A 12,771-nucleotide genomic window follows, 5' to 3' on the forward strand; every position below is an offset into this window, starting at 1 on the left:
TTCACCCTCCATTCACTGCCGTCACTGGCTGTCTCACAGGTAATGGTGCACCGGCATCATATTTGTCACGCTTCACATAACGGCCCGCGCCTGCCACTCCGGTAAACTGCCGGTCCCGAATCACATATTCCCCGCGGCATAACACCGTCACCGGACATCCCTGAATTGGCATGCCTTCAAAGGCGCTATAGTCCACATTCATATGGTGGGTAGCTGCCGAAATTACCCTTGAGATCGATGGGTCAAAAATAACGATATCTGCATCTGTCCCCACAGCAAGGGTTCCTTTCTGCGGAAATAACCCAAATAGTTTGCTTGCCCGTGTAGAGCATAAATCCACCCACTGATTCAGCGAAATCCGCCCCTTCATTACCCCTTCGGAATATAAAATGCTCAGCCGATCCTCAATGACAGGTCCGCCATTTGGAATTTTGCTGAAATCATCCCGCCCCAGATCCTTCTGTCCCTTGAAGTTAAATGAACAATGATCCGAGCCAATGGTCTGCAATTGACCGTTCTTGAGTGCATTCCACAGCACTTCCTGATGAGGGGCTTCACGCAGCGGTGGGGACCAGACATACTTTGCACCTTCAAAATCCGGTTGATCCATCTTCGATTGATCCAGAGTTAAGTACTGCGGGCAGGTCTCGCCCCAGATTCGGTAGCCCATGTCTCGCATACGCGCAATCTGCTCCACGGCCTCGGCACAGGTCACATGCACCACATAGAGCTGTGAATCGGCAAGTGCTGCCAATCTTGCCGCACGTCCTGTAGCCTCACCCTCCAGAATGGATGGTCGGGTAAGCGCATGGTGGATCGGCTCTGTTCTCCCATCCGCCAGCGCCTGCCGGACCAGCAGATCAATAACATCGCCGTTCTCGGCGTGTACCATGACGAGTGCACCGTACTCTTTGGCCTTTTGCAGCGTCTGAAAGAGAATGCCGTCATCGGCCTGAAACTGGTTTTTGTACGCCATGAACACCTTGAAGGAAGACACACCCTCTTCTTCAATGATCTGTGGCAGTTCCTCCAGCACCTGATCATTCATCTCGCCAATCATCAAATGAAACCCGTAATCAATGGCGGCTTTGCCCTCGGCTTTGGCATGCCATTCCTGAAGGGATTCCAGCAAAGGTCGGCCTTTTTGCGTCAAACAGAAATCAATGACTGTCGTTGTGCCGCCGAAGGCAGCAGCTGCGGTTCCTGTTGCAAAATCATCCGCCGTCACCGTTCCGCCGAACGGCATATCCAGATGAGTATGCGGATCTATCCCGCCAGGGATGACATAACAGCCGGACGCATCCACAACCTCCGTTCGTTCATCCGGCACAAGTCCCATGCCAATCTGCACGATCCTTCCATTTTCAATGCAGATATCCGCTTCAAACGTATCCGACGCCGTGACCAACATTCCATTACGAATCAATTTGCGGGTACTCATGATATCGCCTCCTTGGTGGATTGATCTCTGGCCGATTGCAGCAGGGCAATCGCAGACTGACGGTCATTCCAGGTTAACGGTTCCTGTTCATGTGTGATCTCTACCATCTCAATTGCGCCGTCCACCGGACAGACAATCGAGCACAGATTACATCCGACGCAATCTTCCTCAACGACCTCCAGATAGGAGCCAGAGGGATCAGACAGCATATCAATACATTGATGCGAGGTGTCTTCGCAGGCGATATGGCATTTGTTGCAGTTGATGCAGACATCGCGGTTGATGCGGGCTACCACTTTGTAATTCAAATCGAGATTGCCCCAATCGGAATAACGCGGAACCGTTTGGCCAATCAATTCAGATACACTTCGCAGACCTTTCTCATCCAGATAGTCGTTCAAGCCATCGATCATGTCCTCCACGATACGGAAGCCATGATGCATGGCTGCGGTGCATACCTGAACCCCCGTCGCACCCATAAGTAAAAATTCTGCGGTATCCCGCCAATCGGATATGCCTCCGATGCCGGAGATGGGTACCCCAACTGCCGGATTGCGCGCGCACTCGGCAACCATGTTCAGGGCAATCGGCTTCACAGCCGGACCGCAGTAGCCGCCATGCGCCCCTTTGCCACCTACATGAGGCACAGTATTCCAGGAATCGAGATCCACACCCGCCAGGGAGTTGATCGTATTAATCAGGGAAATCGCATCCGCACCGCCGCGAACGGCAGCCCGGGCAGTTGCCGTAATATCGGTGATATTGGGCGTTAGCTTCACAATGACAGGTGTGGTTGCCACTTCCTTCACCCACATCGTCTGTAATTCAACCAGATCCGGTTGCTGACCAGACGCTGCCCCCATACCACGCTCGGCCATGCCGTGCGGACAACCAAAGTTCAGTTCCAGCCCGTCTACGCCGACAGCTTCGACTTTCTTCACAATCTCATGCCACTTCTCCCGTTTCGGTTCCACCATGAGTGAAGCAACCACTGCCCGATCCGGGAAACGCCTCTTGGTCTCTGCGATTTCACGCAGATTCACCTCGAGCGGACGGTCGGATATCAATTCAATATTGTTAAAACCAGCGACGCGTTGCCCGCCAAAATGAACGGCTGCAAATCGCGAAGAGGTGTTAATGATTGGCTCGCCCAACGTCTTCCAGACGGCACCACCCCAGCCTGCTTCAAAGGCGCGCTGAACCTGATATCCGGTATTCGTAGGCGGCGCCGAGGCCAGCCAGAATGGATTGGGCGATCGAATACCTGCCAGATTAATGGATAAGTCAGCCATAACGATCCCTCCTTGGTGTGGTTTGAACTCACTAGTTACACTAGAATATTTGGTCGTGCTCAGGCTCTCTGCGTAGTAATGGTGTTTCTGGATAGCACCTAAATTCTAACGAACCGCAGACCTCTTATTTGACTCATATGTGGTGAATTCAAAATCTAAGGAATCGTAGAAGTCTTATATTGCTGTAATAACTCATTTCGGCTTTATTTCAACGGTTTTTCATCAAAATAGGACGTGTGAGATTCGTTAGATTTTTCAATCCTTCATAATCGCCACTATAAGATGTGTGGGGTTCGTTAGCGCGTCAGGGACACGAGAATTTGATGCACACACACCTCTTGCTCAGCTTTATTCCTCTGTCACTCTCGCTGTCCCCTTGCGCTCTCCCACCCGTACTCTCTCCTTGCACCCTTTCATTGCACGCTTTCCGTGCAATCTCCACTTTCCCTTGTCTCCCTCGCTGCTCACGCCGTCTCTTCCACTTGTCCGGGCAACACCTTCATCACCGATGCAGCCGCCAACTTGCCCTGCTGTGCTGCGGAGACCACCATCGCTTCACCCTGCCCCTGTCCGAAGATCACATCACCTGCCGCATAGATCTGTGGATGGGACGTACGGTACGTCTGTGGTTCCACTTCAACAACACCCCAGTGATGATGCAGGCCAAATGCCTCAATTAATGGCAGCAAACGGTTCTGTCCAATGGCTCGAACAACAGTGTCACATTCAAGCATGAACTCCGATCCCTCTATCGGCACAGGCAGTGCCCGACCACCTCCAGGTGGAGTAACCAGCTTCATTTTCACACACTCTAACGCCTGAACTCGCCCATTCTCGTCTCCAATAATGCGCTTCGGCATGGTAAACCAGCGGAATTCCACACCTTCCTGCTTCGCAAATGTATATTCAAAGGCATAAGCCGTCATCTGGCTCTCCCCGCGTCGATAAAGCATCTGCACACGCTCGGCCCCCAAACGCACCGAACAGGTTGCTGCATCCACTGCCGTATTGCCCGCACCAATAATGGCAACCTTCAGACCGTTCAGTGCCGGAGGCACACCCTGCTTCGTGGATTCCACCAGCTCAATGGCATCATAGATGCCCTCCAGCGTCTCTCCTTCAATGCCAAGCATCGTAACAGCGCCCATGCCACAAGCCAGAATAACGGCTTCGTGCTGCTCCAATAACTCTTCAGCGGACACATCCACCCCGATACGCACACCATACCGAATCTGCACACCCAGTGCTTGCACCTGTTCGACTTCCCATAAAGCTACGGATTCCGGCAGGCGAAAGGACACGATACCATACGTGTTCAGCCCTCCGCCTTTCGCTTTGGCTTCATAGATCGTCACCTCGTACCCTGCACGCCCCAACTCTCTGGCCGCAGACAATCCCGCAGGCCCTGCTCCTACAATCGCAACAGTTCTTCCGTTGGCAGGCGCTGCCTTGAATAACGGTTCATTCTTCGTCCGTGCCCAGTCTGTTGCATATCTCTGCAAATCACCAATCCGAATCGGTTTGGATGACTCGTTCAGTACACAAGCGCCTTCACACAGTTCCTCTGTCGGGCACACCCGCGCACAACTTGCTCCCACCGGGTTGGCTTCCATAATGGTCCGAGCCGAGCCTTTGAGGTGACCTGTCGATATTTTTTTGATAAACGAAGGAATATTGATGTCGGTTGGACATGCCTTGATACAGGGTGCATCATAACAGTACAGACAGCGGTTCGATTCCTCCATCGCTTCCTTGCCCGTCATTGCAGGTTTCATTTCGGTAAAACGACTCTCCCATCCGTAATCGGACAACGTTGCTCCTGCGCTGTTCATCATGTCTTACACCTCCAAGGTTTGATCTCTGTTTTTCCTTTAGCCGCCGGATAAAGTTAACGACTGATTCACACTGGGTAATGCAATGGCAGAACTATCTTCGATCAATCGCTGTTATCCCCAAATATTGCTACAAGTTAACGAGATGTTCGTAGGTCTCGGGCCGTCGATCCCGGTAAAATTGCCACACATTGCGCACTTCCCGAATCAACTCCGTATCCATCTCGCCAATGATGACCTCATCCTGATCCCTGCTGCCTATGGCCACCATCCTGCCTCGCGGGTCCACCAGATACGACTGACCATAAAATTCACCCATATTCCATGGCGATTCTACGCCCACTCGGTTGATGGCAGCCACATAATAGCCGTTAGCCACCGCATGGGCAGGCTGCTCCAGCTTCCACAAATATTCCGATGTTCCGGCTACCGTTGCGGAAGGGTTGAATACAATCTCCGCTCCCGCCAGCCCGAGCAGCCTTGCTCCTTCCGGAAAATGACGATCATAACAGATATACACGCCCACTCTGGCGTAGGCTGTATCAAATACCGGGTACCCCAGGTTGCCGGGTCTGAAATAATATTTTTCCCAGAACCCATTCGTGCCTTCGCCTGCCTCCACATGCGGAATATGATGTTTGCGGTATTTTCCCAGGTAGGAGCCGTCCGCATCAATAACAGCAGCCGTATTGTAGTACGTAGCGATTCCTTCCACCTCATATACAGGCAAAATGATTACCACCCCAAGCTCCTTCGCAAGCTCCTGAAAACGCCTGGTCGTCGGTCCTTCCGGCACCTGCTCGGCAGATGCATACCACTTGGGGCTCTGCTCCGTGCAGAAGTAAGGTCCGTAGAACACTTCCTGCAACCCAATAATCTGTGCTCCCCGAGCAGCCGCTTCACGCACCAGCGCCATGTGTTTCTGAATGGCGGCCTCCTTATGCACTTCAACTGGGGCCGAGCCCTCCACCTCGTGAGAGGCTTGAATCATCCCGATGCTGATTTTACCCATAACGCCACATCGCCTCCTCTAAGAAACTGTCCGTTTATATGAAAATCATCATCTTATATGACTGTAAATCCCACCGATTCTATTGCATTTGAAGTATCCATCGGATCGTTACCAAAGAAATGAAAGAAATGAACTTCCATCGTCTTCCCTCCTGTATGTCCCCTCGTTATTCACCAATTTCCGGGCTGCACATCTGCCTGATCGTGCGGTACAGCACTTCTGTACCGAGAGCAATGTCCTCGGGCGAAGAATACTCACTTGGATGATGGCTGATGCCATCCTTGCTGCGAACAAAGATCATGCCATAGTCACACACGTAAGAAAGGGCCAGTGCATCATGAAATGGACCACTCATCAGCTCCGGTAAAGGCAGGCCGATCTCTTCGGCAGACGAGCGAATGGCATTTTTGATTCGTTCTGCACAATATCGCGGTTCACTGTTGGTATCTTCGGTCAAGGAGTAGGTCAGGCCGTATTGCGAGCTAACGTCATCCAAAAGGCTCATTAACCTTCCTTCAAGCCGATTTCTGCGCTCCATCTCCATATCTCGCAAATCAACCGTAAAGCTGACCTGCTCAGGAATAATGTTGCGTGAGTCCGGGAAGACACGGAGGCTCCCCACGGTCCCTACTGTCGGAGCATCAGGATCTTCTCTGACCATATCGTCAAAAGCCGCAATGATCTTGGCGCTGCCCACCAGCGCGTCATGACGCATCCCCATCGGTACGGACCCGGCATGCCCTGCCATGCCTTTCATGGTCACCGTGAGCCAGAGCGGGCCCGAGATGCCAGTCACCAGACCTACCGGAGCGTCCAGCGATTCGAGAACAGGTCCTTGCTCAATATGCAGTTCCAGATAACTGCCAATCGAACCAGCCGGATAGATCGCTTCGGCAAATCGTTCTGGTGCACAGCCAAAGGCCTCCAATGCCTCTCGTCGAGTCACCCCATTTTTGTCCTTTCGCTCCAATTCTCCTTCATCCAGCTGTCCGGTTATACCACGTGAACCAAATAATCCTTTGTTAAAACGCGACCCCTCTTCATCACAAAAAGCAATGACCTCAATCGGCATCCGTGGGCGAATGCCTTGTTCCATCAGACACTGCACAGCTTCCAGCGCGCCAAGGACGCCGATGGCCCCATCATACCGACCGCCATACGGCTGGGAATCGATATGCGAACCGATCATGAGGATCGGCAGGGACGAATCTGTACCCTCAAGACGGCCAATCAGATTACCAAACGGACCAAGGCGAGTCACAAGTCCCGCCTCTTCCATCCATAGACGAACCTGGATAATGCCCTCCATATCTTCCGGGGTTAACGCTAGTCGACAGACACCCGTCTCCACTATTCGGCCAATACGAGACAGCTGTTCAATTCGATTATCCAGACGCAGCTGATTGATGATTTTCCCGGTGGTGGTCTGCATTCTCCCTCGCCTCCTTACACCTATTCAAAAGCACGATATAAATAGAAATTCCACCTAAATTTCCGCTTCGACACCATCACTACCCTGCATCCAAACTGCGTAGTGCAGCCAGCAAACTGCCAGCGATCAGGTCCAATTCCTCCTCGGTTGTGACAAACGGCGGTGAGATGGTCAAAATATTCGCAAAGCCAGGCACGGTATCACCGTTCTTGCCAATCAGGACGCCGTCCTTTTTGCAGCTTGCCAGCACGTTCATGACCTTATCCGCATGAGCAGGCGAACCATCGGCTTCAATCAGCTCCACCCCGCAGGCGAAGCCAAATGTGCGGATATCTCCAACCACCGATAACTCCAGCAGCGGCTCCAGCTTATCCCGAAGCAGGTATCCAAGTTCATCGGCACGGCTGACCAGATTCTCTCGTTCCAGAATTTCTAGATTTGCCAGTGCCACACGGCAGGATACAGGATTGCCCCCGAATGTATTCACATGACGAAAGTGTGAATCGGGTCCGGGTACTCTGAACGTGTCATACAGATCCGCTCGAACGGCTGTCGCCGATAATGGGGCGTATGCACTCGTCATGCCCTTTGCCATCGTGACGATGTCGGGCTGCACCCCGTAATTCTGATGACCGAATTTTTGCCCGGAGCGGCCAAACCCGCAGATAACCTCATCCACAATGAACAGCACCCCATAGCGCTGGCAAATCTCCTGCACGGTGCGCATGTAATCCGGAGGCGGGACAATCATGCCGCCCCCTGTAATGACCGGTTCCATAATGACCGCAGCTACCGTCTCCGGCCCTTCCCAGCGAATAACCTCTTCATAGATAGTGGCGCATTCCAATCCGCATCCATCCTTGTTTCGTCCAAATGGACATCGATAGCAATAAGGAGGTGGTACATGTGAAAAGCCTACGCCCAGCGGCTCGTATTTGATTTTGCGGGCGGCTTGCCCGGTAGCGCCCAGTGCGCCCATGGAGTTGCCGTGATAGGCACGGTGACGGGAGATGAATTTGTGACGAGTGGGCTCACCATTCTGGTGATGAAACTGACGGGCTATTTTGAACGCCACTTCATTGGCATCCGAACCTGAATTGGAGAAGAAAATGCGATATTCCCCCTCCAGCCAGTCATTCAGCTTCTCTGCCAGCAGAATCGCCGGCTCATGACTCTGGGTCATGGGCACGTACGCAAGAGCTTTCATCTGCTCATAGGCACTTTGGGCAATTTCCTCGCGTCCATGCCCGACGTTCACACACCACAGTCCCGACATCGCATCCAGATACCGTGTGCCATCCTGATCCGTGATCCAGCTGCCCTCCCCGCTTACGGCAATCATCGGATGATCGTTATGAGGCGAGATGTGATGCCACACATATTTGCGATCCTTCTCCAGCCACTCTTCCTTCGTACCACCAAAAGGCTGGGGTTGCTGATCCACTGAGCTCATTCGTCATCCTCCTCTCCAAGCTGAACCTAAGACTTTACAATTGAACACTTCGATTGCAGTACCATCTTCCGAACGCTCCACACTTATTTAGTTCGTCACATCCTTCACCGCTTCTTCATAGATGCTTTTCTCCAATGCTTCGTCCAGATTAGCGGCTTTCTTGATCAGGCCATACTTCAGGGCAATATCCGCAGTCCGGGTAAAAGACTCATCCACGAAACTGCCCACCTGTTTCTCCGTAAATCCTTCCGGTCGAATCAGCTTCGCAATCTCTTCGAGCATGGTCACCTGATGTTCACGGGTCGTGCTGCCGTCGGTTACGTTCTTCATGACGATATCCACCGTTTCATTCTGATTGTCGATAGCGTAGTTCCAGCCTTTCAGAACGGCACGGGTCACTTTCACCGCGAGCTCTTTATTACTGTCCACCCAATCCTTCTTGGCGATCAGCGTATCCTCCAGCATGCCTACCCCGGCATCCTCAATGTTGAATACATCCAGGTCGGACTCCTTCGTCCCACTTTCCAGTACCACGTGATATTCGTTATAGATTGTCGCCGTGGCAACATCCACCTGATCGTTGAAGAACTGATCCATCGTGAAGCCCTGTTTCACCAGTTCAATATCCTTCTTGGGATCAAGGCCGTTCTTCTCCATAAAAGCGAGAACCTGAAACTGCTGGCTGCCAAACCATGTGCTCACTTTCTTGCCTTTCATCTGGGCGGGATCGGTAATACCTGCGGACTTCTTGGCAATCAATCGATAACTGCTCTTCTGCGAAATCTGGGCGAGGGAGACGAGCGGAAGACCGTTATCCCGGCTGACCAGCAAACTGTCCACCCCGGTGATGCCCACATCGGCTGCGCCGTTGACCACCTGCTGTTCGATCACGATATCCGGGCCACCCGGAATAATCTCGGCATCAATACCTTCATCTGCAAAAAAACCTTTCTCCTTAGCGGCGTATATCCCGGCGAACTGAGCCTGCGGTACCCATTTAAGCTGAATTTTCACTTTGGTTAAGGGCTGATCTGACCCTCCCGCTCCCTCCGAGCTGGCAGCAGCAGGAGTGACAGGCTCTGATTTTGCGGAGCACGCTCCCAGCATCGCAACGACCAACAGTACCCACACCAGAAAACCCGGTTTTAACGTTTTGTACATGTACAGAACAACCCCCTGTTTATATAAGGATTTTCAATCAGGTACTGTGAAGCGCTGCTTCACGAGTCAATCGATCTGTGGAAGGTTGGCACCTTGATGAGCTTACGGGTCTGTATGTGCACGATTCCACGGGGTCAGCCGTTTTTCGGCCAGAACGACGGCTTCATACAACACAATACCGAGCGCGGCGGCGATAACAATACAGGACCAGGCAAGTGGCATGTTTGCCAGTCGGATCTGATCCGAGAGCAAGTATCCCAGCCCCTGGGAGGCGATGAAAAATTCACCCACAATGGCGCCAATAATGCTGGTCGACATATTAATTTTCAGACCCGCGAAGAGGGAAGGCAGCGCATGTGGCCAGCGCAGCTTCACGAAAACCTGCATCCTGCTGGCAGCAAGACCACCCATCAGATCACTGTATTGCGGCTGAATGGAGGTTAATCCCTTGAATAAACTCACAGCCATAGCAGCCATCGTAATTACAGCTACAACGGCGATACGGGACCATATCCCGTCCCCGAACCAGTTGTTCATAATCGGGGCCAGCGCAACAATCGGAACGGCATTCAGTGCTGACATCACGGCAACCGCCGCCCTGCCGCTCGTCGGAAAGAAGGATGCACCCGCAGCGGCCAAGGCTCCCAGCAAGGAGCCGAGCAGAAATCCACCCAGCATCTCGGTTCCGCTGTACATCGCATATCGGAAAAGCATCTCTGCATTTTCCCTGATGGACGCTGCAATCGCTGACGGAACAGGCAATTGGTAACTTTCAAGCGAGAATAACTGATGGAACAATCGAAGCTGCCACAGGGTTAGAAATAAGGCTCCTGCAAGCCACGGCAATAGGCGCAATCCAATTGATCTTTTGCGAACACTACTGCCCAGCGGCCTCTGTGCGGCTTGTCCCTGATGTCCATCGATATCCGCACTTGAAGGAGATGGTACCCTAACCGAATCCGCGATAGACTCCCCCATGGAGGCCGTGCCAGAGACAGAGACAGTCGCACCCTCCTCACCTTTGCGACTTACCATCACACGTTCATTCATCATGCAGCACGCCCTCCCTTGGCCCTAAATTCGGGCTGCCATGGGGTTAGCCAGCGCTCAGCGAGGCTGATGGCAAGGTACGAGATAAGTCCAATGCCAATGCTGAGCATGATGGTTGCCCAGAACATGCCGATTTGGGCACTGCCGTAATACAAGGAACTGACCATTAGTACACCAAGTCCATCCGGGGCTCCCATCAGCTCCACCACAATGGAAGAGGTGACTGCGAGTGGAGCAGCTATTTTCATACCCGAAAACAGACCCGGCAGCGCAGAAGGCAGCAGACATTTGATATAACGCGCAGGCAGGGAAGCTCCACAGGAACGCATAAGCTCCAGATGCTCCGGCGCTGCACTTTTTAATCCTTTGAGTGTGTGGATGATAATCGGGAAGAACGTAACGTAAGCCGCCATTATAATTCGGGCCCACTCGGCGTTATGGATAATGCCATAGACAATGGGCGCAAGACCGATTACGGGAACCATCTGGGAAGAGATGACATACGGGGATAAGGTACGTTCCACCCAAACCGCCACACTCATGAGCAGGGCCAGAAGCAGACCTAACACAGTTCCACCGGCAAAACCAATTGCTGCATTCCCAAACGTTACGGCCCCCTGTTCAGCCAATGTGCCTGAGTAACGAAACAGGGCTGCGAGAACCTCGTGCAGATAAGGAAGACGGGATGCTGCCTGCTGGGGTGACAAGAACAAGTGGAGAATCCAGGCGATACCTTCCCACAGCAGCAATACGGACAAAATCCAGATCACTACCCATGAGCGAAAACCCAGCTTATTGGTGTGCAGGAACATGGATTGGATCACGCTCCTCATAGAAACAATTGCGGATGGTGGTCATCATGCAGTAAAAGGCTTCGGTTTCCCTCAGCTCTCGATCCCGCTCGGCTGGCAGGTTAACGGAATGAATGGAGTGCACCTGACCAGGGTGTGCGGAGAGGACGATGATGCGGTCAGATAGAAATACGGCTTCGGGGATACTGTGTGTAACAAAAAGGAATGTCTTGCCTGTAGATCGCTTAATATCAAGCAGCTCCAGTTGCAGCTTCTCCTTCGTGAATTCATCCAGTGCGGAGAAAGGTTCATCCATAAGCAGCAATGGCGGATCAAGCGCCAGTGCCCGTGCGATGGAAACACGCTGCTGCATGCCCCCACTGAGCTGCCATGGATAATGGTCAGCGAAGCGGGTCAGCCCGACCATTTCAAGCAGTTCACCACTCAAGCGGCGGCACTCCTTCCGGCTTGTGCCGAGCAGCTCCAGGGGAAGCTCCACATTGTGACGTACCGTGCGCCAATCGAACAGAGCTGGTGTCTGAAAGACAATACCGAACTGGCGCTGCAACCGCGCCCGCTCTGGTTCTTCCCCGGCAACCCGGATGCTGCCTGTCGTTGGCTGGAGCAAATCGGCTACAAGTCGAAGCAGTGTAGACTTGCCACACCCCGAGGGGCCAAGCAGAGAGACAAATTCATTGGAATGGATTTGAAACGAAACGTCGGACAGGGCGGTAACTTGCTGTGCTCCACTGCCAAATACAACGGACACGTGATCCAGCTCAATATGGCAGGTGTCGGGGACGATGATTGAGGACATGGGCATTCTCCTTTTCGCGGGAAGCTCGCAATCTTTTCACACCAAGGCTGAATGGAAGGTTTATATACACGAACGTAACAGGTTTTGCTTGTTAGGTAATACTATATATCTTTGGGCAGGGATTACATTATACAGACTGTTTTGAGTATGGGCCTGTTCATGTTACACAGTGTAAAATGATATCGATTCTCAGTCCTAAGCATGTTAATTTTCGTGTATGTTATCTTACATCTGCTTCACTCACACAGAATTCTTGTCATGTTCAATAAAGGCGGATAATCATTTGTATTTATTGAATAAATATTCGGAAAATATGACATATACCCTCGTATTCTTGTTGATTTTCTTGTATAAACATTGATAACAGCATTTTACAAAATGCTCATATAGAAGGACGTGAACTCTCGCCCCGATACGGTGTCTGGTTCTGGGATCATGAAGGCGGTGTCATTGATTCCCTTCCACCACCCATAGTGGCTGGATAATCGCG

10 protein-coding genes are annotated in these 12,771 nt (G+C 52.2%); all 10 read right to left on the reverse strand.

Annotated features, from left to right (window positions below; genetic code table 11):
* Position 1 precedes the first annotated feature (1 nt).
* Positions 2-1,441 carry a dihydropyrimidinase gene (gene hydA, locus MKY42_RS29925; protein ID WP_339846866.1) on the reverse strand — a complete coding sequence of 480 codons (1,440 nt, stop codon included), beginning with the start codon at positions 1,439-1,441 and terminating at the stop codon, positions 2-4.
* Positions 1,438-2,733 (reverse strand): NAD-dependent dihydropyrimidine dehydrogenase subunit PreA, encoded by a 1,296-nt coding sequence (preA, locus tag MKY42_RS29930; RefSeq protein ID WP_339846869.1) that lies wholly within the window; start codon positions 2,731-2,733, stop codon positions 1,438-1,440. Before preA ends, hydA begins: the two co-directional genes overlap by 4 nt.
* Before the next feature lie 464 nt (positions 2,734-3,197).
* Positions 3,198-4,568, reverse strand: a complete 1,371-nt coding sequence (locus tag MKY42_RS29935) for an NAD(P)-dependent oxidoreductase (protein WP_339846872.1) — start codon at positions 4,566-4,568, stop codon at positions 3,198-3,200.
* 127 nt (positions 4,569-4,695) lie between these two features.
* A complete protein-coding gene (locus tag MKY42_RS29940; RefSeq protein ID WP_339846875.1) occupies positions 4,696-5,577 on the reverse strand; it encodes a nitrilase-related carbon-nitrogen hydrolase in 882 nt (293 codons plus the stop codon).
* A 166-nt stretch (positions 5,578-5,743) separates the two neighbouring features.
* On the reverse strand, positions 5,744-7,009 hold the full coding sequence (locus MKY42_RS29945; RefSeq protein ID WP_339846878.1) for a M20 family metallo-hydrolase: 1,266 nt from the start codon (positions 7,007-7,009) through the stop codon (positions 5,744-5,746).
* A gap of 79 nt (positions 7,010-7,088) precedes the next feature.
* Positions 7,089-8,462, reverse strand: coding sequence for an aspartate aminotransferase family protein (locus MKY42_RS29950; RefSeq protein WP_339846881.1), 1,374 nt, complete (start codon positions 8,460-8,462; stop codon positions 7,089-7,091).
* Between the two features lie 87 nt (positions 8,463-8,549).
* Positions 8,550-9,623: an ABC transporter substrate-binding protein gene (locus MKY42_RS29955; protein ID WP_090903472.1), complete on the reverse strand. Its 1,074-nt coding sequence runs from the start codon at positions 9,621-9,623 to the stop codon at positions 8,550-8,552.
* 102 nt (positions 9,624-9,725) lie between these two features.
* On the reverse strand, positions 9,726-10,676 hold the full coding sequence (locus MKY42_RS29960) for an ABC transporter permease (RefSeq protein WP_256222263.1): 951 nt from the start codon (positions 10,674-10,676) through the stop codon (positions 9,726-9,728).
* Positions 10,673-11,506, reverse strand: a complete 834-nt coding sequence (locus tag MKY42_RS29965) for an ABC transporter permease subunit (protein ID WP_339846885.1) — start codon at positions 11,504-11,506, stop codon at positions 10,673-10,675. The genes MKY42_RS29960 and MKY42_RS29965 overlap by 4 nt, the downstream gene beginning before the upstream one ends.
* Entirely contained in the window at positions 11,466-12,281 is an 816-nt protein-coding gene (locus MKY42_RS29970) for an ABC transporter ATP-binding protein (RefSeq protein WP_339846887.1), read from the reverse strand. Before MKY42_RS29970 ends, MKY42_RS29965 begins: the two co-directional genes overlap by 41 nt.
* Positions 12,282-12,771 lie beyond the last annotated feature (490 nt).

The organism is Paenibacillus sp. FSL W7-1088 (assembly GCF_037969855.1).
In the GTDB taxonomy this organism is placed as follows: Bacteria; Bacillota; Bacilli; order Paenibacillales; family Paenibacillaceae; genus Paenibacillus.

Bases quoted from the DNA above. Each gene is read 5' to 3' on its own strand.
- MKY42_RS29960 (WP_256222263.1), bottom strand. From the start codon at position 10,676: ATGATGAATGAACGTGTGATGGTAAGTCGCAAAGGTGAGGAGGGTGCG.
- MKY42_RS29935 (WP_339846872.1), bottom strand. From the start codon at position 4,568: ATGATGAACAGCGCAGGAGCAACGTTGTCCGATTACGGATGGGAGAGT.
- MKY42_RS29950 (WP_339846881.1), bottom strand. From the start codon at position 8,462: ATGAGCTCAGTGGATCAGCAACCCCAGCCTTTTGGTGGTACGAAGGAA.
- MKY42_RS29940 (WP_339846875.1), bottom strand. From the start codon at position 5,577: ATGGGTAAAATCAGCATCGGGATGATTCAAGCCTCTCACGAGGTGGAG.
- MKY42_RS29965 (WP_339846885.1), bottom strand. From the start codon at position 11,506: ATGAGGAGCGTGATCCAATCCATGTTCCTGCACACCAATAAGCTGGGT.
- hydA (WP_339846866.1), bottom strand. From the start codon at position 1,441: ATGAGTACCCGCAAATTGATTCGTAATGGAATGTTGGTCACGGCGTCG.
- MKY42_RS29970 (WP_339846887.1), bottom strand. From the start codon at position 12,281: ATGTCCTCAATCATCGTCCCCGACACCTGCCATATTGAGCTGGATCAC.
- MKY42_RS29945 (WP_339846878.1), bottom strand. From the start codon at position 7,009: ATGCAGACCACCACCGGGAAAATCATCAATCAGCTGCGTCTGGATAAT.
- MKY42_RS29955 (WP_090903472.1), bottom strand. From the start codon at position 9,623: ATGTACAAAACGTTAAAACCGGGTTTTCTGGTGTGGGTACTGTTGGTC.
- preA (WP_339846869.1), bottom strand. From the start codon at position 2,733: ATGGCTGACTTATCCATTAATCTGGCAGGTATTCGATCGCCCAATCCA.